The sequence below is a fragment of the Actinomadura rugatobispora genome (assembly GCF_042656285.1).
In the GTDB taxonomy this organism is placed as follows: domain Bacteria; phylum Actinomycetota; class Actinomycetes; order Streptosporangiales; family Streptosporangiaceae; genus Spirillospora; species Spirillospora rugatobispora.
This window is the reverse complement of record NZ_JBHSON010000009.1, coordinates 44,098-67,249: the sequence shown is the minus strand read 5'-3', so window position 1 is coordinate 67,249 and position 23,152 is coordinate 44,098. Positions and strand designations below refer to the sequence as shown.

The following is a 23,152-nucleotide window of genomic DNA, read 5'->3' as shown; positions in this document are numbered from 1 at the left end:
AACGCAAGCCCAGCCGCCGGCTATGCCGCTTCCCGTCGCACGGTCAAGCCGGTGACGGCGCGGGCGAACGCCCCGATCTCGGAGATGGCGGCCAGCCCTTCGCGGGAGATATCGGCGAAGATCTGGAAGACGTGCATCTGCCCCTCCCAGATCTGCAGCGTGCACGGCACGTCGGCCGCTCCCAGCCGCCCGGCCATCAACTCGGCGTCGGAGCGCAGCACCTCCACCGAACCGACCTGGATCAGCACCGGAGGCAGCCCGCCCAGATCGGCGTGCACCGGCGACAGCCACGGATCGGTCACCTCCGCGCCGGGAAAACAGGTACGCACCATGTCCCGCAGCCGGGGGGCCGGGATGAACGGATCGAGCGCGGCATTGGCATGTGCGATCTTGCCCGCGATGTCCAGCTCGGTGAACGGCGACAGAGCGGCGATGCCGGCAGGCGGGGGCAAGCCGTCACGGAGTGCGTGCAGCGGCGCCATGAAGGCCAGGTAGCCACCGGCCGAGTCTCCGGCGACCACGATGTCGGCGGGCTCGTGGCCCTCCTCCAGCAGCCACCCGTACGCGTTGCTGCAGTCACTGACAGAGGTGGCGATGGTGACGCGGGGCTGCATGCGGTAGGCCACCGACAGGACCGGCATGTCCGCCGCCTGGGAGATCCGCGCGATCATTCGGCGGTGGGTGCGCAGTCCGCAGGCGACGAACCCGCCGCCGTGAAAGTACAGGATCACCTTGTCCCCGACGCCGGTGACGCCGGGGCCGCGAACCCATTCGGCGGGGCAGGAGAGCCCGCGCACCCTGGCGACCCTGGTGCCGCGGGGCGGGAGCATCAGGAACCCGGCCAGATCCAGCAGAGGGGCGAAGCGCAGCGTGTACGGGGTCCAGGGCAACCGGGCCACCAGCGGCCGCAGGAACCGGCGCATCAGCCATACCGCCAGGCGCGCCCCCAGCCCGCATCCCGCGCGCTCCTCGACGGTGGGTGTGGTCGGCATCCGCCACCTCTCTCGCCCGGTCCAACCCCTCATACTAACAACCAAGTAAGCGTTTGGGTATGCAGGTCGCCACATGTAGGACGGGCACGACAACGCGCGGGGAAGCACGGCCGATCACCGATTGAAATCGGTGATCGCCGCTCCCTACACTGCCGCCCATGAGGACACGGCAGAGCCCCCTGACCGATCGTGTTGCGGTACTGACCGGCGCGGCAGGAGGCATCGGCGGGGAGACCGCGCTCCGCCTCACCGCCAAGGGCGTCCGGGTGGCGCTTCTGGACCGCGACGCCGACCGCCTGCGTCCTCTTGCCGCGAAGATGGGCGACCGCGCGGCGGCGTTTCCGGTGGACGTGACCGACCGGGACGGACTGGAGCGGGTCACCGCCGAGGTCGCCGACCGCTTCGGCGGCATCGACATCGTCATCGCCAACGCGGGCATCAGCGGCCCCCTGGCCACCGTGGCCGCGATCAAGCCGGCCGAGTTCGAGCAGGTGGTCGAGGTCAACCTGCTCGGCGTCTGGCACACGGTCCGGGCCGCGCTGCCGTACGTCACCGCGCGACGCGGCTACATCATGCTGACCTCGTCCATCGCGGCCGCGATCCCGTGCCCCACCGTCGCGGCCTACGCCAGCTCCAAGGCAGGCGTGGAGGCTTTCGGGCGCGCACTGCGGATCGAGCTGGCCCACACCGGCACCGCGGTCGGCATCGCCTACTTCGGCGCGGTCGACACCGGCCTCGTCCACGGCCTGATGACCCGCCCGTCGCTGGCCGACGGCCTCCAGAAGATGCCCAAGGTGATCGGCGCGCCGATCTCGGTCTCCCGCGCCGGCGCGGCGATGGTGAACGGCGTCGAGCGGCGGTCGAGGTCGGTCTACGCCCCGTGGTGGGTGCCCGGCCTGCTCGCTCTGCGGTCACAGTTCGCCGCCGTCGCGGACCCGGTCGCGGGCCGCTTCCCTCCGCTCGCTCGCCTCATCAAGGACGTCGACCACGCCTGACCACCATGCCTGGGAAGCACCGTGCTCAAGGCCCGGATGACATCCGGCGCACCCGAGTCGGTGGGGATCCCCACACCGGCCCCATGGTGGCCGGAAAACCGACGTCGCTCGGCGAATCCAAGTGAGCCAACCGAAGCAGGGTTGGTCGGGCGGTCAGGAGGAGAACCGCGAAGCCTTAGCCGGCGAGGAGCGAGTGGGTCTCGTCCAATAGCGCGAGCATTTCTTCTCGCGTTTCGGTGAGAAAGGCCTCCTCGACCGCGGCGAGCGCGCGTCCGTCCGCCAGCCAGGCGACGATATCCCGGTAGCCCGTGACCTCCTTTTCCCAGAAGGGGTTTCGCAGCTCGGGCCCGGTCGTCCGCCACGTCACCCCCGTCGTGACGAACTCGTGCAGGTTCAGGATCGCGCCGGTCGACTCCAGCCGTTCCCATCGATCGAGGAACGGCACGAGTCCGATCCCGGTAAGCCCCAGGCTGCACAGCACCGTCCCAATGTCGGGCCACGGGCAGTCGTCGCCTGCCTTGGTCTCCCACCAACGGGTCAGAAAGGTGCTAATGACGGCGCGTTCGTCGTCATCCCACTCCGTCCATCGACCGCGGCCGAGCTTGCTGAACACGATCTCCGGATCGGGCCAGTCGAACTCGTTGTCCGCGGCCAGTTCGAGCAACCGGGGCAGGAAGTAGCGGAGTTCCGGCACGTCGCCCCACAAGATGAGCGCATCCGTCGCGTACCGCCGGAGCACGTCCACGCTGAGACCCCGCACCGGCCCTTCGAGCAGTGGCCGATCCTCATCGGGCGCCACGCAATGCGCACAGCCTTCCACTTTCAGCGGCCGAGGAACCCGCCCGAACACCTCGTAGAGTCTCTCGATCTCAACACTCATTCGCTCGACCATTCCCGGAAGTCTAGGAGGGACGGTGATGGGTTGAGCGATGATCTTCGGGAGATTCGCCGCGGAGCTCGAGGCCGCGCAGCAAGCAGGCTCCCTCTCTGGTCTCGCCGTATCCGGCGGCCAGGCCGGCGCGTCCGAGGGGTGAGTTCGATCGCGTGCCGATCAACGGGACGGGTGCGTTGTGCCACAGCCCCGCTTCGAGGAGGGTCGCTCTTGCGCACCGCTTCCGTATCCCACCCCACTCCATCGAGGTGAGTGCTGTGCCACGAGACCATGGGCGTTCCGCTCGTCCAGCAGCGCATGACAGCCATGAAACGGCAGCCGCCGACATGAGGCGCACGGTCCTGCGCAAGGTGACCCGCCGGTTCATGCCGCTGATCGGGCTGTGCTACATCGTGCTGTACGTCGACCGGCAGAACATCGGCATCGCCGCGCTGACGATGAACGACGAGCTCGGGATCTCCGCGACGGCGTTCGGGTTCGCCGCCGGGGTCTACTTCTGGAGCTACACGCTCTGCGAGCCGCCGAGCAACTACATCCTGGCCAAGATCGGCGCACGGGTCTGGATCCCGCGGATCATGGTGAGCTGGGGTCTGGTCACCATGGCCATGGCGCTGGTCACCGGGCAACTGAGCCTGACCGTGATGCGGTTGCTGCTCGGCGTCGCCGAGGCGAGCTTCTCCCCCGGCATGTTGTACTTCGTGTCGCGCTGGTTCCCCAAGGCCGAGCGCGGTGCCGCGATGTCGTGGATCGTCACCTTCATCTGCCTGTCCGCGCTGGCCTCTCCGCTGTGCACCCACGTGCTGATCGCCATGGACGGGCTGGCGGGCGTGGCAGGCTGGCGCTGGCTGTTCGTCGTGACCGGCATCCCGGCGGTCGTCCTCGGCCCGATCTGCTACCGGGTGCTGCGCGACCGACCGGCGGAGGCGACGTTCCTCAGCCCGTCCGAGCGGTCCTGGCTGCAGCGCACCCTGGACGCCGAGAGCGAGCGGACCGGCCGGACCGGCGGGCACTCGTTCCGGCAGGGGCTGTCGCACCCGCGGGTGCTCACGCTGATCGTCGTCTTCTGCTGCGTCACCTTCAGCCTCAACGGTTACCAGCTGTGGCTACCGCAGATCATCAAGGAGTTCGGGCTGACGACGCTGCAGACCGGATGGCTGGTCGCGGTGCCGCCGATGCTGGCGATCGGCCCGATGCTGTGGTGGACCAGGCGCTCGGACCGCAGGCAGGAACGGGGCGTGCACTTCGCGGTCGCGGCCGGGACCTCCGCCGCCGGATTCGCCGTCGCCGCCGTGTTCCTGGACTCCCCGGTGGTGGCGATGGCGGGGTTCTGCGTCGCGGGCATCGGACTGTACACGGCGCTGGCCGTCTTCATCACGATGCCGTCGAGCTTCCTCACCGGCGCGGCTCTCGCCGCCGGGTTCGGCGTGATCAACGGGATGGGCAACGTCGGCGGCTACTTCGGCCCGCAGGTGACGGGGATCATCCAGGACTCCACGGGCAGCTTCGTCGGGGCGGTCGCCGCCTTCGGGGCCGTGATGGTCGTGGCCGCGGTCATCGTCCTGCTGCTCACCCGCCGCTCCGGGCGGGGTGCCGGCATCGAGCGGGGCACGGGGCCCGTCCCCGCCAAGGAGGCGGTGTGAGCCGGATCTTCGGTCCGCTGCGGCAGAACGGGTTCGTCGTCAAGGACGTCGAGCGGGCGCTCACGCACTGGACGGACGTCATGGGCGTCGGCCCGTTCTTCCTCATCGACGACCAGCCGCTGAACGACTTCGAATACCGGGGGCGGCCCGCCGCACCCAGCATCCGCGTCGCGCTCGCCCACACCGGCGGGGTGCAGATCGAGCTGATCCAGCAGACCAATGACGAGCCGTCGGCCTTCCGGGACTTCCTGCGCGCCGGTCACGAGGGCCTGCAGCACGTGGCCTTCTGGACGACCGCGTTCGACGCCGACATGGCCCGGGCCCGGCGGCATGGCCTGGAGGTCCTGCAGTCCGGCAGGTCCGGGAGCGGCGCACCGGACGAGCGCTTCGCCTACTTCACGGTGCAGGACCACCCGGGAACGGTCATCGAGCTGTCGGAGACCCGCGGGCGCAAGGGGGCACTGTTCCAGGCCGTCGAGGAGGCGGCCCGTACCTGGGACGGCACCGACCCGGTCCGCCCGATGGCGGCCCTGCTGGACCGACGATGAGCGGCACGGTGTTCGTCACCGGCGGCGCGTCCGGGATCGGGCTGGCGACCGCCCTCGCCCTTCGCGACCAGGGCTGGAACGTCGTCATCGCGGATCTCGACCGGACCGCGCTGCGGCAGGCAGGGCAGGAGGTCGAGGGCGTGCGCGCCATCGTGCTCGACGTGACCGACGCGCGGGCCGTCGCCGCCGCGGTCGGTGCCGCCGAGGCCGAGTTCGGTGCCGTCGACGCCCTGGTCAACTGCGCGGGCATCGTCGACAACGGGCCGTTCCTGCAGGCCGGTCCGGAGTCGTTCCGCCGGACGCTGGAAGTGAACCTGACCGGCACGTTCCTGATGGGACAGGCCGTCGCACGAGGCATGGCGGCTCGCGGCGGCGGGTCGATCGTCAACATCTCGTCGGTGTCGGGGCTGCGCGGCGGGCCGTATCGCTCCGCCTACAGCGCGTCCAAGGGCGGCGTCATCGCGCTGACGAAGGTGATGGCCGTCGAACTCGGGCCCAGCGGCGTCCGGGTCAACTGCGTGGCGCCCGGCGCCACGGACACCCCGCTGGTGCGGGTGGCCCAGCCGCCCGAGATCCGCCGCGCCGTCCTGAAGGCGATCCCGCTGGGCCGGTACGCCGACCCCGCCGAGACCGCGGCGGTGATCGCGTTCCTGGCCGGGGACGGCGCCGCCTTCGTGACCGGCCAGATCTGGGGGGTCGACGGCGGGCAGCTGGCGGGCGCCGGCTGGCGGCCGGAACCGACTCGAGGAAGGGAAGGATGAACAAACTCGTCATCGGCGTCCATCCGAACGAGAACACCATGCGCGAGCCGAACGGCGACGTGCCCTGGACGCCCGAGGAGATCGCCCGGGTCGCGGCCGAATGCGCGGACGCGGGCGCCTCCCTCATGCACTACCACGCCCGCACGCCGGAGGGCGGCGCCGACCACTCGGCGGCGGCCTACGCGGAGATCGCACGGCGGGTGCGGAGCCGCTGCGACATCCTGCTGGCGCCGTCGATGGCCAACGCGCCGGGCGGCACGGTGGAGGAGCGGCTCGCCAACGTGGCCGGGACCGCGGGCGATCCGGTCACCCGCGCCGACTTCCTCGTCATGGACATGGGGTCGGCGAACATGGACCTCTTCGATCCGGACGCGGCGCGCTTCCGCACCGAGGACCGGGTCTACGTCAACGGCACCGCCACGCAGCGGCGCCTGTTCCGGCGGGCCCGGGAGCTGGCGCTCAAACCGTACCTGGCCTCGTTCAACGTGAGCTGGACCCGTGCGATCCTCGCCCATCTGGAGGCGGGCGAGTTCGACGAGCCGGGCGCGGTCGTGTTCGTCCTCGGCGGCCCGGAGTTCACCGCCGCGCATCCGGCCACGGCGGAGGGCCTGCGCGCGCAGCTGGCCTTCCTGCCTCCCGGACGGCGGATCGAGTGGATCGTCTCCGCCCATCGCGGCGACGTGCTGCCCGTCGCGGAGGCGGCGATCGGGCTGGGCGGTCACGTGGCCATCGGCGTCGGCGACCACCACTACGGGGAACTGGGCCATCCGTCCAACGCCGAACTCGTCGCGCGGGTCGCCGAGCTCGCCGCCAGGGCGGGCCGCGAGGTGGCCACACCTGACGAGGCCCGCGAGATCTTCGGGCTCGGCCCGAGCGGCACAGGGAGCGCGCGTTGTTCGTCGTGAACGAGTACGGCACCGAACCCGAGACGGTCCTGGAGTCGCACGGCATCCGGGTCCTGACCATGGACTCCATCGCGTTCGCCTCCCTCGCGCTGGCCGGTGAGGTGATCGTGACGGGCTCGCACGGCGGGGCGAGCGCCGGGCAGTACGCCCGGCGGGCCGGGGTGGCCGCCGTCGTGTGCAACGACGCCGGCGTCGGCAAGGACGGCGCCGGGATCGCCGGGCTGCGTGCGGTCGGCGCCGACGGCATCGCCGGGATCGCGGTGGGACACGACTCGGCTCGTATCGGTGACGGCAGGGACGCATGGCTCAACGGCGTCGTGACCTTCGTGAACGATCCGGCGCGGGCCGCCGGAGTGCGCCACGGCCTGCCCTTGCGGGAACAGGCCCGCGGCCTGATCGAGCACCTCACGGCATCGCCCGCCGAGCGCCGCGCCGGCGCCGGCGAGGGCGGCGACGAGCTGCGCCGGATCGTCGTGGTGGACCGCCCCCGTGGCGGCGTCGTCCTGCTCGACAGCATGTCGCAGGCCGGGGACGGCGACCGCGGCCACGTGGTGGTGGCGGCCTCCAACGGCGGCAAGGAGTCCGGGCGGATCGCCGTCCTCGTCGGGTGCGCCTGCGCGGTGTTCAACGACGCGGGCGTCGGCAAGGACGAGGCCGGGATCGCCGGGCTGGCGCTGATGGACCGGGCCGGCCTGCCGGGCGTGGCCGCCTCCCACCTGTCGGCGGCCATCAGCGACGGCCCCGATCTGTGGGAGAGCGGCGTCATCTCGCATGTGAACGAGGCCGCGCGGGCCGCCGGGTTCGAGGCCGGGACCCGGGTGGCGGACGCGGTCCGCCGTTTCGTCGAGCGGAGGGAGGGCTGATGCCGTCGCGGCACATCGTCAACGACCCCGACGACCTGGTCGCCGAGGCGCTGGAGGGCCTGGCGCTCGCCCACCCTGACCTGGTCCGTGTCCATTTCGACCCGGCATACGTGGTCCGGGCGGACGGCACGAGGGGCAAGGTGGCGCTGGTCTCCGGCGGCGGCTCGGGGCACGAGCCGCTGCACACCGGGTTCGTCGGGGCCGGCATGCTGGACGCCGCCGTCCCCGGGGCGGTCTTCGCCAGCCCCACCGCCCACCAGATCCGGGCGGCCGTCAGGGCGGCCGGCGGCGGCCTCGGCACGCTGCTGGTCGTCAAGAACTACACCGGCGACGTCCTGAACTTCTCCATCGCCGCCGAGCTGGCCGCCGATGACGGCATCGCGGTCGAGACCGTGCTGGTCGACGACGACCTGGCCACCGAACGGCCGGACGGCGACGGCCCGGGCCGCCGGGGAACGGCCGCCGTGGTGGCGGTGGAGAAGATCTGCGGCGCCGCCGCCGAACGGGGCGCCACGCTCGCGGAGGTCGCGGTGCTGGGCCGCAGGGTCGCCGGTGCGGCCCGCACGATGGCACTGGCCCTGGAGGCGTGCACCCATCCCGGGCGGCTGCGGCCCTCGTTCGAGATCGCCGATGACGAGGTGGAGTTCGGTGTCGGCATCCACGGGGAGCGCGGCGTCGGCCGGCGCCCGCGCGGCCCCGCCCGCGAACTCGTCGCCGAGCTCGCGCGCCCCGTGGTGGAGGCGCTCGGGCTTGCGCGCGGCGCGTCCGTCATCGCCATCGTCAACGGCCTGGGCGGCACGCACGGCCTGGAACTGTCGGCCGCCCACCGGGAGCTCACCCGGCTGCTGGACGGGCTCGGGATCACCGTCGTGCGGTCCCTGGTCGGCCCGTACGTCACGGCCCTGGACATGAAGGGAATGTCGATCACCTTGGTACGCGCCGACGACGAACTGCTCGACCTGTGGGACGCCCCGGTGCGCACCCCGGCACTGAACTGGGGCGGGCGATGACCGGGCGGACGCTCACCGCGGAACACGCGCTGGCCTGGACCGGCAGGTTCACCGAGGCGGTCCGGCGCGGCGGCGAGGAGCTGACCGAACTCGACCGCCGGGCCGGTGACGGCGACTTCGGCACGAACATGCGGTTCGCGCTGCGCCGGGTGGCGGACCTGCTGGACGGCGGCGCACCGGACTCGGCTGCGGGCGTCTTCACTGCCCTGTCCGAAGGGTTCCTGCAGACGGGCGGTACGAGCGGCCCGCTGTTCGGGATGTGGTTCCGCGAGTTCGCCAAGGGGTCCGCGGGCGGGGAGGTGACCACGGCGGTGCTGGCACGAGCGGCCGCCGCCGCGGTCGCCACGGTGCAGCGGCTCGGCGGAGCGGAGGTCGGGCACAAGACGATGGTCGACGCCATGGCGCCCGCGGTCGAGGCGCTGCGCGCGGAGGCGGACCGGGACGCCGAGGTCGCCGAGGCGCTGTCGCGGGCGGCCGCCGCCGCCCGCGAGGGCGCCGAATCCACCCGCCACCTCGTGGCGGTGCGGGGCCGCGCCAGCTACGTCGGCGAGCACGCGCGCGGCGTGGTCGATCCGGGGGCGCTCACCGTCGCGCTCTTCTTCGAGGCGGCGCCGGAGCCGGACGCGTGAACATGAACAACGACACAGAGGAAAGGACCATGGCCGGAAAGGTCATCGTGACCATCGCCCCCACAGGCGGCTTCCTGACCCGTGCGGACAACCCGTACGTGCCGGTGCGGCCCGAGGAGATCGCCGAAGACGTGCGCCGCTGCCACGACGCGGGGGCGAGCATGGCCGCGTTGCACGCGCGGCGACCCGACGGGCAGGCCACCTGCGACGCGGCGACGTACCGCCTCATCAACGGGCTCGTCCGCGAACGGTGCGACATCGTCATCAACAACTCCACCGGCGGCGGCGTCAACGGCGACATGGTCCGGGAGACCGCCGACGGCCGTGCGGTGGTGGACTGGGAACAGCGCCTGCGGGGACTGGACGGGGGCGCCGAGACCTGCACGCTCGACGCGTTCACCGCGTACGCCACCGCGGGCGGCGCCGAGGTCCTCATGGACACCCCGTCGTCCCGGGCCCGTGAACTGGCCCGTCTCATGCGGGAGAAGGGGATCAAGCCCGAGTGGGAGGCGCTGAATCCCGCCCACCTCGCGCAGGACGTCACCACCCTGATCGCGGAGGGCTTCGACGACGCGCCGCATCTGGTGAACATCGTGCTCGGCCTCCAGCACGTCTTCCAGAACGCGATGCCCTATTCGCCCAGGACCCTGCAGTACATGGTCGATCTGCTGCCCGCCGGCAGCGTCTTCTCGGTCGCCGTCGCCGGGCCCGAGCAGACCCGCGGGCTGACGCACGCGCTGCTGCTCGGCGGCCACGTCAGGGTGGGGCTGGAGGACAACGTGCGGTACGCGCCCGGGCGGACGGCGGACAACGTCCGTTTCGTCGAACGGATCGTGCGGATCATCCACGACCTGGGAATGGAACCGGCGACCCCGGCCGAGGCACGGAAGATCCTCGGCCTGCCCGCCCCTCCCCGCGACCCCGCTGGGGAGGTCGCCTGATGGACGTCCGGGAAGGAGCCGACGACATGCCGCCCCTGCGTTCGCGTGAATGGTTCGCCGGATCGGACGCCAACGCGTTCGTCCACCGGTCGTGGATGAAGCCATGCTGACCAGGTTGCGGAACAGCATGGACGTGGGGCGCAGCATCGTCTCGCCCAGCGACATGACGGGGAACTCCACGGGGAACCCGCCGGCCTCCAGCACACCGCGCTTGACGTGCTCGGCGAGGCTGCGGGAGACGGCGCAAGGGGCACGGGCCGCGCTGGTGGTGCCGACCGACGTGACCTCGCCGGACTCGGTGGCGGCTCTGTTTCAGACCGTGGAACGCCACCACGGCCGGATCGACCTGCTGGTCAACAACGCGGGAACGTTCGGGCCGTCCGGGGCCGTCGACGAGATCTCACCCGAGGATTGGGCGCACACCGTCGGCACCAACCTGACCGGCGCGTTCCTGTGCGCGCATCACGCCGTCGGGCTGATGCGGCGGCAGCGGCCGCAGGGCGGGCGGATCATCAACAACGGCTCGATCTCCGCGCACTCCCCCCGGCCCCGCAGCGTCGCCTACACCGCGGCCAAGCACGCCATCACCGGCCTGACCAAGTCGATCGCGCTGGACGGCCGGGCCCACGACATCGCGTGCGGGCAGATCGACATCGGCAACGCGGCCACCGAGATGACCGCGGGCATCGCCGAGGGCGCGCAGCAGGCCGACGGGCGGACGGCCCCAGAGCCGACCTTCGACGCCGAGCACGTGGCCCGGGCGGTTCTGTACCTGGCCGCGCTGCCGCTGGACACCAACGTACTTTTCATGACCATCACCGCGACGAAGATGCCGTTCGTCGGCCGCGGCTGAGCCACGGGGCCGGTCACCGCATCACCGGCCAGGCATCGTGTGGCCGGACGGCGGGCGGTGTTCGTCCTGCCCGCGCACCGGCCCCGCCGATGACTACCGCGTCGATCGGCTGGGGGGATGAGCGGCGGGAAGGCGCTCCCCGGCGAGCCGCCGGGTCACCGCCAGGGCGGCGGCCCGGACGGCCGCCTCGACGCGGGTCAGGCTGATCCGCCCGGCGAGCCCGGACATCGACAGCGCCCCGGCGACCTCCCCGTCCGCGCCCATGATCGGCGAGGCCACCCCGACCACGTTCGGAAAGGATTCCCGCAGGTCGTAGGCGACCCCACGGCGCCGTACCCGCTCCAGCTCCGCGGCGAAGGCGTCCCGGTCGATGATCGTGTGCTCGGTGAACCGCCGCAGCGGCCCGGTCCCCGGCCCTTCGGCACCGGAGAACGCGAGGATCGCCTTGCCGGAGCAGCTCGCGTGTGCGGGCCATCTGGTGCCGGTCCGCTGCGGAAGCCGCGGCGCGTCCCGGCCGCGGAACATGTCCACGTACACGACGTCGTCGTCGGCGAGCACGGCCAGGCCGACATTGTGCCGGGTGGCCTCATGCAACGCGGCCATGTGCGGATGGGCGGCCTCGTGCAGCCCGCTCTCCCGCGGCGTCCTGCGGCCCAGCTCGAACACCAGCAACCCGAGCCGGTACGTACCGCCGACCTGTTCGAGCAGTTCGACCCGCACCAGCTCACGCAGCATCCGGTGCACCGTCGACTTCGGCAGGCCCGTCCGTCTGACCAGCGCGGCCGCGGTCAGGGTCCCGTCTCCGGTGCGGAACTCCTTCAGCAGCGCCGCGGCGCGTCCCACCGCGGAGATCTCGCCTTCGTTCCGATGAGCGGGACTCACCCTCCCATCGTCCCTCCCGGTGATCCCGCGGGTCAACATTCCTTGATCGTCGTCGTCGGTCTCATGTGCCGTGTCCGCGTCCGGCGGCGAGCCTGCGGGCGAGGAACACCCCGGCCGGCGGGCGGCTTGGACGCCCGGCGGCTATCAGCGGCGGCCCGCAGTGCTGGGAGAGGGCCCCAGCGGGCTCCGACCAAGTGTGTAGCGGGGAACGCCGTAGGGCATGCCGCCGGTCGATGCCCCGCATTCAGGTAAGCGGGCGGGCGCCGCGCAGGAACTGCTCGGCCGCGGTCTCCACGAGTCCGTCCAGCAGTTCTGGTTCGACGAAATTCCCGTTGATGATCGAGGCGATGCCCTGGACGGTCGCGAAAAGGACGATCCCGATCCGCTCGGCATCAGCGGCGTCGAGCGCGCCCTGCTCTTCCCCCTGAGCGATCAGCTCGGCCATCAGTCCGAACGGCGCCTCGGCCGCCTTCACGACCTGCGTCGCCCCCGGCCGGTGCTTGCTGGTGTACATCAGCTCCAGCAGCGCGGCGTTCTCGGTGGCGAAACGGATGTAGGCCGTCATGGTGGCCCGGAGGCGCGCGGGGAAGCCCTCGTCCGCACCCGCCAACGCGGTGCGAAGTGCCGCGTCCAGGTGGACGAACCCGGCCTCGGCGAGCGCGTCGAGCAGCGCCTGGCGGTCGGGGAAGTGCCGGCGCGGCGCGGCGTGGCTGACGCCGACCTCCTTGGCCAGGTCGCGCAGCGACAACTGGTCCGCGCCGCGCTCCCGCAGGCCGCGCTGGGCAGCGTCGAGCAGTGCGGCCCGGAGGTTGCCGTGGTGGTACGGCCGCTCCCCGTTCGCGTCTGGCATGGCACGAAGATAGCAGAAGTGTTTTCGTTGACTACATTGTTGTCGGTGACTACTTTGTAGGCCATGAGAACATTCTCTGCCTCGGACGTCCCCTCCATGACGGGTCGTACGGTCGTCGTCACCGGCGCCAACAGCGGGATCGGCCGCGTCACCGCCCGCGTCCTCGCCGCCAAGGGCGCGCGCGTCGTGCTCGCCGTACGCGACCTGGACAAGGGGCGCGCGGCCACCGCCTCGATGACCGGCCACATCGAGGTCCGGCGGCTCGACCTCGCCGACCTCTCCTCGGTCCGCGCGTTCGCCGAGGACCTCACCGAGCCCGTCGACATACTGATCAACAACGCGGGCGTCATGATCCCGCCGTTCTCCCGCACCGCCGACGGCTTCGAGCTCCAGTTCGGCACCAACCACCTGGGCCACTTCGCGCTGACGAACCTGCTCCTGCCGCGTATCCGGGAACGGGTCGTCACCGTCTCCTCCAACGCTCACAAGAGAGGCTCGATCGACTTCGACGACCTCAACTGGGAGCGTCGGCCGTACCGGGCGATGGCCGCGTACGCGCAGTCCAAGCTGGCCAACCTGCTGTTCACCTCGGACCTCCAGCGCCGGCTCGACCAGGCCGGCTCACCGGTGATCGCGACCGCCGCACACCCCGGCCTCGCGGCCACGAACCTGCTCCGGTCCGACAGGCTGCGCCTCGTGCAGCCGGCGCTCACCCTCCTCGCGCAGAGCGACGACGACGGCGCTCTGCCAACGCTGTACGCCGCCGTGGCGGAGATCCCGGGCAACGGCTACGCAGGCCCCAGCGGCTTCCTTGAGGGACGCGGCGCGCCGAAGCTGGTCGGCCGCTCGCCCAGGGCACAAGACGCCGAGACGGCACACCGCCTGTGGGAAGTCTCCGAAGAACTCACCGGAGTCGCCTTCCCTGGCCACCTTCTCCACACCACCTGATCTGTGTCCATCGCCCCCGGACTGGCACCCGCCCGGAACGGTTTCGGTGTCAAGAGGACGAGAGCGATGCGCGCTCGCTCGCCAAGGCCCGGTTACATGCGAGCGCTGTAGACCGGGACCTGGAGACACAGCCTGGCAGGCCGCACAGGTGAGCGACCGCGTCGGGCACCAGTACGTCGGCGGGTGGCCGAGGTGACGCCAGGGTGGGTGATGGCGAAGGTCATCGCGAGGTGGGTCAGCGGCATCCCGGCTTCTTCGGCCAGTGGGATGAGCCGTTCGACGGCGTCGAGTTTGCGTTCGTCGGTCAGGTGCCGGGGCACCCAGTGCATCCGTTCGGTCCGTGGTTCGGGCCCGCCCTTGCGGTAGCGGCCGGTGAGCAGGCCCATGGACAACGGACCCCACACCAGCGTGCCCATGCCGTGGCGCCGGCAGGCGGGCAGGACCTCGCGCTCGATGCCGCGGTTGAGGATGGAGTATGTGGGCTGCTCGGTGCGGAAGCGCTCCAGGCCGCGCCGCTCGGCCGTCCACTGCGCCTCGACGATCTGCGAGGCCGGGTGTTGGAGGCGCCGATGGCGCGGACCTTGCCGCTGCGTACCAGGTCGGTCAGCGCGGAGAGGGTTTCCTCGATGTCGGTCTGCGGGTCGGGGTGGTGAATCTGGTAGAGGTCGATGCGGTCGGTCCGCAGGCGCCGCAGCGAGTTCTCGACCGCGGTGACGATCCAGCGCCGGGAGCCGCCGGAGCGGTTGGGGTCCTCGCCCATGGAGCCGCCGACCTTGGTGGCCAGTACGACGTCGTCGCGGCGGCCCTGGAGGGCCCTGCCCACGATCTCCTCCGACACTCCGGCGGGCCCGTACACATCGGCGGTGTCGACGAAGTTGATCCCGGCCTCCAAGGCCCGGTGGACGATCCGGACGCAGTCGTCGGGGTCGGGGTTGCCGAAGCGGCCGAACATCATGGTGCCCAGGCAGTAGGGGCTGACCTGGATGCCGGTCCGGCCGAGTGCGCGCGCCTTCATTACCGGGTTCCTTGTTTCGGGAGGGGCCGCGGCCTGCCCGCCTCCCGGTGGGGTGGCGGGCAGGCGTTGATCGTCGCGACGCGGTCAGGCGGCGTTGTACTCGCTGACGACGTCCAGGACCCAGGTGACACCGAACCGGTCCTTGCACATCCCGTACAGGGGCGCCCACTGCGCGGGCCCCAGCGGCTGCACCACGGTCGCGCCGTCGGAGAGCTTCTCCCAGTACGCGGTGATCTCCTCGGCCGTGTCACCGCGCACCGAGACGAAGAACGCGTTCTCCCCCTGGTGCCACGGCAACTGCGAGGGCACGTCGTAGGCCATCACCCGGAAGCCGCTGCCGGCGGCCACCTGCCCCCACATCACCTGGTCCGCCTCGGACGGCTCCTGGACGTTCCCCGCGTCCTTGTAGGTGACCGTGACCATGTCCCCGCCGAACACCGACTGGTAGAAGCCGAGCGCCGCGCGGGCGTCACCCCGGAAGTTCAGGTGGGTCACTGTGCTGATGGACATGATCGGCTCCTTGCCTTCGCATTCGTCGTGTGCGGGCGCCGCGCGTTCCGGTTCTCGGCGGAACCGCCGCCGCCCGGCTCGGCGATCACAGTGGCAGGGGAAGCGGCCAGGGTGTGGCCGCTACCGCGAGCCGCATGGCACTTCTGACTCCGGCAACAAGCAGGGGCTGGGCGGGGCGTCTAGCGTTCGAGGCGGGCGGCGAGTTGGTCCAGGGCGGTGTGTGTCTCGGGGTGGTCGAAGAGCATCAACTGGGCCGCGTATTCGGCCCGGAGCTGATCGGTCAGGTCGTTGCCCATCGACCGGCGCAGCAGCCGCTTGCTGGAGCGGACCCCCAGCGGCGGCATGGCGGAGATCCGCTGCGCGAGCTCCATCGCCCGTTCCAGCAGCTCGTCGTCGGGCACCGTCTGGTGGACCAGTCGCAGGTCCCTGGCCTCGGCCGCGGTGACGAGCCGGCCGCTGAAGAGCAGGTCGGCCGCCGCGGCCATGCCGACCAGGCGCGGCAGCAGGTAGCTGATGCCCAGTTCCGCGGTCAGCCCCAGCGGGGCGAAGCCCGTGCCGAGCCGGCTCGACTCCCCGGCGAGCACGATGTCGTGCAGGAGCGCGATACCGAACCCTCCGCCGACGGCCGAGCCGTTGACCGCGGCGATCGTCGGCTTGTCCAGCTCCCACATCCGCAGTGTCCAGCGGCCGGAGTTGCCCAGTTCGTCCAGGTCGCGGCCGTGCGCCGACAGCGGCGGCAGGCCGTTGTCGCCCCCCACGCTGGTGCCGGTGAGCAGGTCACGGGCCGGCGGCCGTGCGTCCGAGCCGAGGTCGGCGGCGTCGGCTCCCGCACAGAAGGAGGTGCCGGTGCCGGTGGTGACCACGACGTGGACGGTGTCGTCGGCTCCCGCCTCCTCGAACGCCGCGGCCAGGTCGCGCAGCATGGTGCCCCCGATGGCATTGTGCCGATGCGGCCGGTTCAGACGCAGCAGCACGACACCGCCGTGGCGTTCGGCGACCACGTCGGCCTGTTGCCGGTGTGTCACGGGTTCTCCCCTTTGGTGGCGACGAGACCTTGGGCTTCCAGGTCCCACATGGTGTCGGTGACGCCCTCTTCGCGCAGGAGGTGCTTCATGACCCGGCTCAGCGCGTTGACGGGGAGCGAGTCGCGGATGTCGACGTACCGGGGCACGGCGAAGTAGGCGACCTTGCCGCGGACGAACTCGAAGAACTCGGCGGGGTCCAGGTCCGCGCCGTCGGCCAGGACGATGCTGGCCTTGATGTCGTCGTCGCCGAAGGGGCCGGGGACGGGGGACACCGCGACGTCGGCGACCGCGGGGTGGCCGCGGATGACGTTCTCCAGCGCCAGCGCCGAGACGTTCTCCCCGCGCCGCCGCAGCACGTCCTTCTTGCGGTCGACGAAGGTGACGAAGCCGTCGGCGTCCATCCGCCCGAAGTCGCCGGTGTGGTGCCACAGGTTGCTCCAGGCCGCCTGGGTGGCGTCCGGTTTGCGCCAGTAACCGCTGTACATCGCGTTGGGCACCTTGGGCCGCACGACGATCTCACCTGGCCGGCCGAGCGGGACCGGGTTGTCGCCGTCGTCGACGATCGCGACCTCCAGCAGGGGCGAGATCATCCCCGAGGTGCCGCGGGCACGTGGCCCGTCGGGGGCGCTGACCGTGATCGGCACGCACTCGGTCTGCCCGTAGCCCTCGGACATGACGGGTGTGGCGAACCGCTCCTGGAACCGGCGCTGCTCGGCCTCGCCCATCGGTACCCAGACCGCCAGCCGGAAGGGGTGGGCGCCGTCGGCGGGGCCGGTCGGCTGGGCGAGCAGCAGGTTGCCCATCACGCCGACGCCCACCAGCGTGGTCGCGCCGTCGGCGACGGCGTCGGCGATGAAGCTGGAGGCGTGGAACTGCGGCGCGATGCTGATCGAGGCGCCGTTCACCAGGGCGGTCATGAACGCGACCATCTGCCCGCTGGTGTGGAACATCGGGAAGCCGGTGTACATCCGGTCGCCCGGCAGGCACCACCGGCGCATCCCGTAGGCGCGCCCGACCGACACGTAGTACCCGTTCGACAGCATGCAGCCCTTGGCCGCGGCCGTGGTCCCGGAGGTGTACATGATCGACAACAGGTCGCCGGGCTCCGCGCCCGGCTCGAAGGTGCGGCGCTCCCCCAGCAGGTCGGTGTAGGCGACCAAGCCCGGTTCCGGATCGTCCACGGTCACGGTGTGGCGGATGCCGGTGGCCGCCAGCGGGTCCCGTGCCGCCGCGTGGCCCGGGCCGTCGGTGATCAGTACGCTCGCGCCGCAGTCGTCGAGCTGGTACTCCAGGAACTCGCCCTTGAGCCAGTAGTTCAGCGGGACCTGGACGGCCCGGAGTTTCGCGACGGCCAGCAGGATCTCGACCGTCTCGATCCGGTTCGGCAGGATCGTGGCGACCATCGTCCCGCGCCGGACGCCGAGCGCCGCCAGCCCGGCGGCGAGCCGGTCGCTGCGCTCGTCGAGCTCGGCGAAGGTGAGCCAGCCGGTGCCGCATTTGACGAACGGCGTGTCCGGCTCGGCGGCGACGCGCTCACGGAAAGCCTGGTCGACAGTGGCCGCCGGGGTGGGGTGCTGGGGTGTCATGAGCGTTCCTCGTTCCTCGTACGCGTCCCTGGGCCGGCCAGGTCCCGGCAGGCCGCTGCCGGGCACGGCACCGGCCGCTGCCGGAGTGGTGCCGGCCCTGCCGGGTCAGGCGATCTCGCCGGCCGATCGACGCCGGGCGATGTCGGCGGCGTCCAAGCCGAGCTCGCCGAGGATCTCCTCGGTGTGCTGGCCGTGCGTCGGCGGAGGCCCGGCGATCGCGGCGGGCGTGCGGCCGAACCGCGGGGCCGGGGCGGGCTGGGTGATGCCGAAGCCGTCGGTGAAGGTGCCGCGCACCGCGTTGTGCGGATGCCGCGGCGCCTCCCACGGCGTCAGCACCGGGGCGAAGCAGGCGTCGGAACCGGCGAACACCTCGGTCCACTCGGTGCGGGTGCGGGTGCGGAAGACGGCCGCGAGCCTGCCGCGCAGGGCGGGCCAGGACGCCTGGTCGTACTGAGTCGCCGGGTCCAGATCCAGGCCGAGGCGTTCCACCAGTTCGGCGAAGAACTTCGGCTCGATCGCCCCGACCGACACCCATCCGCCGTCGGCGGTCTCGTACACCTCGTAGAACGGCGCGCCGGTGTCGAGCAGGTTCGTGCCGCGCTCGTCGCCCCACCGGCCCATCGCCCGCATCCCGTACATGAAGGTGTTGAGCAGAGCCGCCCCGTCGACCATGGCCGCATCCACCACCTGGCCGCGGCCGGAGGAGGCGCGCTCGGCGAGCGCCGCGCAGATCCCGACCGCCAGCAGCATGCCGCCGCCGCCGAAGTCCCCCACGTAGTTCAGCGGCGGGACCGGTGCGTCGCCGGCCCGACCGACCGGCCACAGCGTCCCGGCCAGCGCGATGTAGTTGATGTCGTGACCCGCCTGCCCGGCCCACGGACCGTCCTGGCCCCAGCCGGTCACCCGGCCGTAGACCAGGCGCGGGTTGCGCGCCAGGCACTCCTGCGGGCCCAGGCCGAGGCGTTCCATGACACCGGGCCGGTAGCCCTCGATCAGCACATCGGCCTGGTCGACCATCCGCAGGACCAGCTCGACGCCGCCGGGGCGCTTGAGGTCCACCGCGACCGAGCGGCGGCCCCGGAACAGCACATCGGCGGCTTGCTCGGCGGGGTCTGCGTCGTCCACCGCGCCGGGACGGTCGACGCGGATCACCTCGGCGCCGAAATCGCTGAGCAGCATCGCGCAGAACGGGCCGGGCCCCATCGCCTGGATCTCCACGACCCGCACACCCGCCAGCGGACCTGTGGCCTGCCCTGTCATCGAGACGTCGCCTCCTCCACCATGACCAACCATCGAGTTGATTACATCAAGCATGGGGAGTGCTGGCAATCACTGCTGGGATGAATGTTCTCGATTCCAGGACATCAACTAACTAGTTGGCTTGCTAACCTGGGCGTGCTGTATCCGCGCAGCCGAGCAACCGACAGGCGCGCCGATGGCCGAGACCGACACCCAGCAGCCGCACGTCGAGCTTCCTTTGAACCGGCACTGGAGCGACTGGAGCACCCGGGCGATGCGTCAGGCCGCCCCGGGGTGGGCCGACCTGGTGCGGGAGATGGCCACCCTCCAGGACGCCTTCGCGGCCGGCTCACCACCGCAGCAGGCCGTGACGGAGATCAGAGCCCTGGTCCAGCGCGCCACGACGCTGCTCGCCCGGTCCCAGGCCGGCGACGCCGACCAGCTGTTCGGCCGGTTCCTGCTCGACCCCACCCGCGGCCAGACCTTCAGTCCCCCGGTGCACCTGACCACGGTCACCGAGCGGACCCTGACCGGCCAGACCAGGTTCGGGCGGTTCCACTCCGGCAACAACGCCGCCGCGCACGGCGGCGGCGTCGCCCTGCTGTTCGACGAGATGTTCGGCCGTCTCGTGAGCTGCGGAGACATACCCCCTTGCCCGCACGGCGAACCTGTCGGTGGACTACCGCAGCGTGACGCCGCTCGGTGAACCGCTCACCGTCGAGGCCACGGTCGCCCGGGTGGAGGGCCGCAAGTGGCACCTGCGAGGGACGCTGCACCACGGAGACCGGCTCTGCGCGGAGGCGACCGCCTTGTTCCTGACGCTGCGGCCCGACCAGCCGTGACGCCCGCCGCGGGATGCGGGGCACGCACCAGAAACGGCACCGGACAGGGCACCGTTCGCCGCCCAGGCCACCGCGGCTCATGCCTGCTCCGCCGAGCCGCGGGGTCACACCGGGAACGAGCTTGTCGCTCCATTGCGGGCGGGTCCGCGCCCGCTCCCGTGCCACCTCCCTCGCTGAGCACCGCGAACGGCTCGAAGGAAGATCACCTCGAAGCCGGGCACCTCATGGAACTCGCTCACTTCGACACCGCCGGGCCCGCCCGGCAGGCGTAGGGGCCGTCGCCGGGCACGAAGCAGGGCGCCGCCGACCTTGACCGTCCGGCTGCCCAGAGCGGCGCGTTGGACGGCGTCGTCCTCGCCGAACTACGCGATCTTGCGCTTACCCGCCTTCGGCTCATCGGCCTCGTCGTGGGCGCTGGTCACGGCCGCAGTTACTCACGTCGCTCGATCGAACGAACCCCGTGCTCACTCGGGGGCGACAACGCGGCACTCGCGGGTCCCCCACCAACCAGTTGGTAATGAAGATGTCCGCGGCACCCCACCACGGTCAAGACAGATCGCCGCACGTCATCGCGCGGCCCGCTCACCGTCCGCTCGTCGGCGCGGGGCAGCGCGATAGCGACCACCGCGAGAACTCGGATCGGGATCGCCGCGCCCTGAGCCTGCCGCGGAGGTCAGGAGCTGGACGTCTGCTTCGGGGAGCGCCCCCGGCCTGCGGCGGGGAGCCGGCCGCCCTCGGCGGCGGACAGCGGTTCGGCCGCCGCGAGCGCGGGGGTGAGGATTCCGTACATGACGAAATCGGTCAGTTCCTGGACGAGCGCCGCCTGCGCCTTGCCCGTCGCCGCCCGGAACCAGACGGGCACATAGGCCAGGATGCCGACGATCGACGGCATGATCATGCCCACGTCGATGGGCCGGAACTCCCCCGACCGGACGCCCGCGGTCATCAGCTGCTTGCTGAAGTGCTCGTACTTGCGCACACGGCGCCGCAGATCCGCCGCCTGCGCGGGCTCGAGGTGCTTCTCGATCCAGGGCAGCTCCTGGAAGAACACCACGACCTCGTCGTGCTTGCCGGACACATGCTCGACCTGCAGCCGCACCAGTTCACGCATCCGCTCGGTGGCGGTGCCCTCGGAGGGGACCTTGGCGATGAACTCCAGAGTGCCGTCGACCTGCTTTGACAGCAGCTCGTAAAGGATGGCGCTCTTGGACGGGTAATAGTGGTAGAGCGTTCCCTTGTTGAGCCCGATCTCGTCGGCGATCAGGTCCATGGTGGCCGAGCTGTATCCGTACTCGCGGAAGAGCCGCGCCGCCGTGGCGCACACATCCGCTCTCCGGGACGGTCGTGGCACGAAACCCCTCCTGACAAGGCGCCGCGGATGCCCGACCGCGCCGTCCAGCCGGGGCGCGGTCGGTGGAAGCATACATTTTCCCAACCAGCTGGTGGATATCATACACCGCCTGCGGCGTCGACCGGCCGTCACCCGGCCGCGGCCAGCTCCTCGCGCAGGAGCCGCTTGAGGATCTTGCCGGTCGCGTTGCGGGGCAGTGGCGCGTCGCGCACGACGACGACGGCGGGGACCTTGAAGGCGGCCAGGCCGCGGCGCGCGTGTTCACGCAGTTCCTCGCCGGTCACGGCGGCGCTCCCGGCAGGGACCACGACGGCGGCCACGATCTCCCCGAGGTCGTGGTCGGGCAGCCCGACCACCGCCGCCTCCTGGACTGCCGGGTGGTCGTGCAGGACGGCCTCGATCTCGGCCGGATAGACGTTCTCGCCACCGCGGATGATCACGTCCTTGGCCCGGTCCAGGACGGTCAGGTAGCCCTCCTGGTCGAGCGCGCCGATGTCTCCGGCGCGGAACCACCCGTCCTGGAACGCCGTCGCCGTGGCGGCGGGGTCGTTCCAGTAGCCGGCGACGACCTGCGGGCCCCGCACCCAGATCTCCCCCGCCGCACCGGCCGGCCGGTCCGTGCCGTCCTCGGTCACGATGCGGATCGCGGTGCCCGGGGTGGGCAGGCCGACGCTGTCGGGCCGGGCCGCGAACGAGGCGCCGTTGTGCTGGCAGGCCGAGGATGTCGTCTCGGTGAGCCCGTAGCCGTGGTTGATCGAGACACCTGATCCGAACCGGGCGGCGGCGGCGTCGGACAGCTCCGCAGCTCCCGGGGCTCCACCGATCCCGATGGCGGTGACCGCCGACAGGTCGTAGGTCTCGGCGGCGAGCCCCTGGAGCATCCGGCGCAGCATCGTCGGGACCACCGCCAGGTTGGTGATGCGCTCGCGTGCGCAGATCTCCAGCGCCCGGGCGGTGTCCCATTTGTACATCAGGACCTGTTTCACCCCGCCGGAGCCCGCCAGGTACATCGACGACAGGCCGCCGATGTGGAAGAACGGGAACGGGTTGAGCAGCGCCGGCTGCGACGGCTCCCGCCGCGGCGGGGACGGCTGGGTGAGCCGGCCGACCTCGCCCTGGAATCCGGCGGCCATCAGCAGGGAGCAGTGGTTGCGGCCCGTGCCCACCGCGCCCTTGGGCCTGCCGGTGGTTCCGGAGGTGTAGAGGATCGTGGCGGGGTCGTCCGGGCCGATGTCGCAGTCCGGCAGTTCGCCGGTGCCGGTGTGGTCGGGCACGATCTCCCGCCAGGGGATCGCGCCGGCGAGATCCTCCTCCGCCCGTGTGACCACGACCGGCAGGCCGGTCATCGGGAATCCGGCGTCGCGCAGCCGCCGCCACCGCTCGCCGTCCATGACCGCCAGGGCAGGGTCCGCGTCGGCGATCGCCCAGGCCAGTTCCTGCCCGGTCCACCACGCGTTGAGCGGTACCGCGACCGCGCCGATGACCTGGCAGGCCCAGAACGCGATCACGAACTCCGGCAGGTTGCGCATCGCCAGCACGACCCGGTCGCCCCGGCCGATGCCGAATCCCTCGCGCAGGGTGGTCGCCGTGCGGGCGACGGCGGCGTATTGCTGGGCGTAGGTGAGACGTTCGTCTTCGTACACGACGGCGTCGCGATCGCCGTACTCGCGCGTCGACTCGAAGACCGCGCGCAGGTGCGGCGGGGCGTTGCGGTAACAGTGGACCGACTTGCCCGCGACGACGACCTCGTGCAGTTCGTAGGCCGCGCCCGGTGCCGTCAGCGTCGCCCGCGCCGCGCCGACCGTGATCGGCCCCGACCCGACCACGCCCTCGCCCGGCGCCTCGGCCGCTCCGGTCATGTCCCTCCTGCCCTGG

General features: G+C 71.6%; 24 protein-coding genes and 1 pseudogene. 13 read left to right on the top strand and 12 right to left on the bottom strand.

Annotation, left to right across the window (positions count from 1 at the left end; translation table 11 throughout):
• Window positions 1–20: 20 nt before the first annotated feature.
• The gene (locus tag ACFPZN_RS08480; protein WP_378281261.1) at window positions 21–992 is read right to left on the bottom strand and encodes an alpha/beta hydrolase; all 972 of its coding nucleotides are present in this window, start codon (window positions 990–992) and stop codon (window positions 21–23) included.
• Between the two features lie 158 nt (window positions 993–1,150).
• Here ACFPZN_RS08480 and ACFPZN_RS08475 point away from each other — a divergent pair, with 158 nt between their 5' ends.
• Window positions 1,151–1,987: a short-chain dehydrogenase/reductase gene (locus ACFPZN_RS08475; protein ID WP_378281260.1), complete on the top strand. Its 837-nt coding sequence runs from the start codon at window positions 1,151–1,153 to the stop codon at window positions 1,985–1,987.
• A 175-nt stretch (window positions 1,988–2,162) separates the two neighbouring features.
• Here the strand turns inward: ACFPZN_RS08475 and ACFPZN_RS08470 are convergent, their stop codons facing one another.
• A complete protein-coding gene (locus ACFPZN_RS08470; protein ID WP_378281259.1) occupies window positions 2,163–2,879 on the bottom strand; it encodes a hypothetical protein in 717 nt (238 codons plus the stop codon).
• Between the two features lie 326 nt (window positions 2,880–3,205).
• Here ACFPZN_RS08470 and ACFPZN_RS08465 point away from each other — a divergent pair, with 326 nt between their 5' ends.
• The 9 genes from ACFPZN_RS08465 (at window position 3,206) to ACFPZN_RS08425 (ending at window position 11,029) form a co-directional block, all read left to right on the top strand.
• On the top strand, window positions 3,206–4,519 hold the full coding sequence (locus tag ACFPZN_RS08465) for an MFS transporter (RefSeq protein WP_378281258.1): 1,314 nt from the start codon (window positions 3,206–3,208) through the stop codon (window positions 4,517–4,519).
• Entirely contained in the window at window positions 4,516–5,067 is a 552-nt protein-coding gene (locus ACFPZN_RS08460) for a VOC family protein (RefSeq protein ID WP_378281257.1), read from the top strand. The genes ACFPZN_RS08465 and ACFPZN_RS08460 overlap by 4 nt, the downstream gene beginning before the upstream one ends.
• The gene (locus ACFPZN_RS08455) at window positions 5,064–5,828 is read left to right on the top strand and encodes an SDR family NAD(P)-dependent oxidoreductase (protein WP_378281256.1); all 765 of its coding nucleotides are present in this window, start codon (window positions 5,064–5,066) and stop codon (window positions 5,826–5,828) included. The genes ACFPZN_RS08460 and ACFPZN_RS08455 overlap by 4 nt, the downstream gene beginning before the upstream one ends.
• Window positions 5,825–6,733, top strand: coding sequence for a beta-keto acid cleavage family enzyme (locus ACFPZN_RS08450; protein ID WP_378281255.1), 909 nt, complete (start codon window positions 5,825–5,827; stop codon window positions 6,731–6,733). The genes ACFPZN_RS08455 and ACFPZN_RS08450 overlap by 4 nt, the downstream gene beginning before the upstream one ends.
• Window positions 6,721–7,596, top strand: coding sequence for a hypothetical protein (locus ACFPZN_RS08445; RefSeq protein ID WP_378281254.1), 876 nt, complete (start codon window positions 6,721–6,723; stop codon window positions 7,594–7,596). The genes ACFPZN_RS08450 and ACFPZN_RS08445 overlap by 13 nt, the downstream gene beginning before the upstream one ends.
• Entirely contained in the window at window positions 7,596–8,606 is a 1,011-nt protein-coding gene (locus ACFPZN_RS08440) for a dihydroxyacetone kinase subunit DhaK (RefSeq protein ID WP_378281253.1), read from the top strand. Before ACFPZN_RS08445 ends, ACFPZN_RS08440 begins: the two co-directional genes overlap by 1 nt.
• On the top strand, window positions 8,603–9,235 hold the full coding sequence (dhaL, locus tag ACFPZN_RS08435) for a dihydroxyacetone kinase subunit DhaL (RefSeq protein ID WP_378281252.1): 633 nt from the start codon (window positions 8,603–8,605) through the stop codon (window positions 9,233–9,235). Before ACFPZN_RS08440 ends, dhaL begins: the two co-directional genes overlap by 4 nt.
• Before the next feature lie 29 nt (window positions 9,236–9,264).
• On the top strand, window positions 9,265–10,176 hold the full coding sequence (locus ACFPZN_RS08430; protein WP_378281251.1) for a beta-keto acid cleavage family enzyme: 912 nt from the start codon (window positions 9,265–9,267) through the stop codon (window positions 10,174–10,176).
• Window positions 10,177–10,279: 103 nt separating this feature from the next.
• Window positions 10,280–11,029, top strand: coding sequence for an SDR family oxidoreductase (locus tag ACFPZN_RS08425; RefSeq protein WP_378281250.1), 750 nt, complete (start codon window positions 10,280–10,282; stop codon window positions 11,027–11,029).
• Between the two features lie 93 nt (window positions 11,030–11,122).
• Here the strand turns inward: ACFPZN_RS08425 and ACFPZN_RS08420 are convergent, their stop codons facing one another.
• Together ACFPZN_RS08420 and ACFPZN_RS08415 are read right to left on the bottom strand one after the other, a co-directional pair.
• Window positions 11,123–11,911 (bottom strand): IclR family transcriptional regulator, encoded by a 789-nt coding sequence (locus ACFPZN_RS08420; RefSeq protein WP_378281249.1) that lies wholly within the window; start codon window positions 11,909–11,911, stop codon window positions 11,123–11,125.
• Window positions 11,912–12,155: 244 nt separating this feature from the next.
• Complete coding sequence (locus ACFPZN_RS08415; RefSeq protein ID WP_378281248.1) at window positions 12,156–12,761, bottom strand: TetR/AcrR family transcriptional regulator; 606 nt, start codon at window positions 12,759–12,761, stop codon at window positions 12,156–12,158.
• A gap of 63 nt (window positions 12,762–12,824) precedes the next feature.
• Here ACFPZN_RS08415 and ACFPZN_RS08410 point away from each other — a divergent pair, with 63 nt between their 5' ends.
• The gene (locus ACFPZN_RS08410) at window positions 12,825–13,709 is read left to right on the top strand and encodes an oxidoreductase (protein ID WP_378281247.1); all 885 of its coding nucleotides are present in this window, start codon (window positions 12,825–12,827) and stop codon (window positions 13,707–13,709) included.
• Window positions 13,710–13,801: 92 nt separating this feature from the next.
• Here ACFPZN_RS08410 and ACFPZN_RS56760 read toward each other — a convergent pair whose 3' ends face one another.
• The 6 genes and pseudogenes from ACFPZN_RS56760 to ACFPZN_RS08385 form a co-directional block, all read right to left on the bottom strand.
• Window positions 13,802–14,215, bottom strand: coding sequence for an aldo/keto reductase (locus tag ACFPZN_RS56760; protein WP_464044056.1), 414 nt, complete (start codon window positions 14,213–14,215; stop codon window positions 13,802–13,804).
• Between the two features lie 95 nt (window positions 14,216–14,310).
• Window positions 14,311–14,661, bottom strand: a pseudogene (locus ACFPZN_RS56755) (aldo/keto reductase); the annotation flags it as partial.
• A gap of 147 nt (window positions 14,662–14,808) precedes the next feature.
• Window positions 14,809–15,234, bottom strand: coding sequence for a VOC family protein (locus ACFPZN_RS08400; RefSeq protein ID WP_378281246.1), 426 nt, complete (start codon window positions 15,232–15,234; stop codon window positions 14,809–14,811).
• Window positions 15,235–15,413: 179 nt separating this feature from the next.
• Window positions 15,414–16,259 (bottom strand): enoyl-CoA hydratase/isomerase family protein, encoded by an 846-nt coding sequence (locus tag ACFPZN_RS08395; RefSeq protein ID WP_378281245.1) that lies wholly within the window; start codon window positions 16,257–16,259, stop codon window positions 15,414–15,416.
• The gene (locus ACFPZN_RS08390; protein WP_378281244.1) at window positions 16,256–17,845 is read right to left on the bottom strand and encodes an AMP-binding protein; all 1,590 of its coding nucleotides are present in this window, start codon (window positions 17,843–17,845) and stop codon (window positions 16,256–16,258) included. The genes ACFPZN_RS08395 and ACFPZN_RS08390 overlap by 4 nt, the downstream gene beginning before the upstream one ends.
• 105 nt (window positions 17,846–17,950) lie before the next feature.
• Window positions 17,951–19,105, bottom strand: coding sequence for a CaiB/BaiF CoA transferase family protein (locus tag ACFPZN_RS08385; RefSeq protein ID WP_378281243.1), 1,155 nt, complete (start codon window positions 19,103–19,105; stop codon window positions 17,951–17,953).
• 175 nt (window positions 19,106–19,280) lie between these two features.
• Between ACFPZN_RS08385 and ACFPZN_RS08380 the strand changes: the two genes are divergently transcribed.
• Together ACFPZN_RS08380 and ACFPZN_RS08375 are read left to right on the top strand one after the other, a co-directional pair.
• Entirely contained in the window at window positions 19,281–19,790 is a 510-nt protein-coding gene (locus ACFPZN_RS08380; RefSeq protein WP_378281242.1) for a hypothetical protein, read from the top strand.
• Complete coding sequence (locus tag ACFPZN_RS08375; RefSeq protein WP_378281241.1) at window positions 19,774–19,926, top strand: hypothetical protein; 153 nt, start codon at window positions 19,774–19,776, stop codon at window positions 19,924–19,926. The genes ACFPZN_RS08380 and ACFPZN_RS08375 overlap by 17 nt, the downstream gene beginning before the upstream one ends.
• A 673-nt stretch (window positions 19,927–20,599) precedes the next feature.
• Here ACFPZN_RS08375 and ACFPZN_RS08370 read toward each other — a convergent pair.
• A complete protein-coding gene (locus tag ACFPZN_RS08370) occupies window positions 20,600–21,277 on the bottom strand; it encodes a TetR/AcrR family transcriptional regulator (RefSeq protein WP_378281240.1) in 678 nt (225 codons plus the stop codon).
• A 128-nt stretch (window positions 21,278–21,405) separates the two neighbouring features.
• Window positions 21,406–23,136 carry a class I adenylate-forming enzyme family protein gene (locus ACFPZN_RS08365; protein WP_378281239.1) on the bottom strand — a complete coding sequence of 577 codons (1,731 nt, stop codon included), beginning with the start codon at window positions 23,134–23,136 and terminating at the stop codon, window positions 21,406–21,408.
• Window positions 23,137–23,152: the final 16 nt, after the last annotated feature.

Excerpts from the sequence above, each read along its gene's own strand:
- ACFPZN_RS08480 (WP_378281261.1), bottom strand. The coding sequence starts at position 992 with ATGCCGACCACACCCACCGTCGAGGAGCGCGCGGGATGCGGGCTGGGG.
- ACFPZN_RS08475 (WP_378281260.1), top strand. The coding sequence starts at position 1,151 with ATGAGGACACGGCAGAGCCCCCTGACCGATCGTGTTGCGGTACTGACC.
- ACFPZN_RS08470 (WP_378281259.1), bottom strand. The coding sequence starts at position 2,879 with ATGGTCGAGCGAATGAGTGTTGAGATCGAGAGACTCTACGAGGTGTTC.
- ACFPZN_RS08465 (WP_378281258.1), top strand. The coding sequence starts at position 3,206 with ATGAGGCGCACGGTCCTGCGCAAGGTGACCCGCCGGTTCATGCCGCTG.
- ACFPZN_RS08455 (WP_378281256.1), top strand. The coding sequence starts at position 5,064 with ATGAGCGGCACGGTGTTCGTCACCGGCGGCGCGTCCGGGATCGGGCTG.
- ACFPZN_RS08450 (WP_378281255.1), top strand. The coding sequence starts at position 5,825 with ATGAACAAACTCGTCATCGGCGTCCATCCGAACGAGAACACCATGCGC.
- ACFPZN_RS08440 (WP_378281253.1), top strand. The coding sequence starts at position 7,596 with ATGCCGTCGCGGCACATCGTCAACGACCCCGACGACCTGGTCGCCGAG.
- dhaL (WP_378281252.1), top strand. The coding sequence starts at position 8,603 with ATGACCGGGCGGACGCTCACCGCGGAACACGCGCTGGCCTGGACCGGC.
- ACFPZN_RS08430 (WP_378281251.1), top strand. The coding sequence starts at position 9,265 with ATGGCCGGAAAGGTCATCGTGACCATCGCCCCCACAGGCGGCTTCCTG.
- ACFPZN_RS08425 (WP_378281250.1), top strand. The coding sequence starts at position 10,280 with ATGCTGACCAGGTTGCGGAACAGCATGGACGTGGGGCGCAGCATCGTC.
- ACFPZN_RS08415 (WP_378281248.1), bottom strand. The coding sequence starts at position 12,761 with ATGCCAGACGCGAACGGGGAGCGGCCGTACCACCACGGCAACCTCCGG.
- ACFPZN_RS08410 (WP_378281247.1), top strand. The coding sequence starts at position 12,825 with ATGAGAACATTCTCTGCCTCGGACGTCCCCTCCATGACGGGTCGTACG.
- ACFPZN_RS08400 (WP_378281246.1), bottom strand. The coding sequence starts at position 15,234 with ATGTCCATCAGCACAGTGACCCACCTGAACTTCCGGGGTGACGCCCGC.
- ACFPZN_RS08390 (WP_378281244.1), bottom strand. The coding sequence starts at position 17,845 with ATGACACCCCAGCACCCCACCCCGGCGGCCACTGTCGACCAGGCTTTC.
- ACFPZN_RS08385 (WP_378281243.1), bottom strand. The coding sequence starts at position 19,105 with ATGACAGGGCAGGCCACAGGTCCGCTGGCGGGTGTGCGGGTCGTGGAG.
- ACFPZN_RS08380 (WP_378281242.1), top strand. The coding sequence starts at position 19,281 with ATGGCCGAGACCGACACCCAGCAGCCGCACGTCGAGCTTCCTTTGAAC.
- ACFPZN_RS08365 (WP_378281239.1), bottom strand. The coding sequence starts at position 23,136 with ATGACCGGAGCGGCCGAGGCGCCGGGCGAGGGCGTGGTCGGGTCGGGG.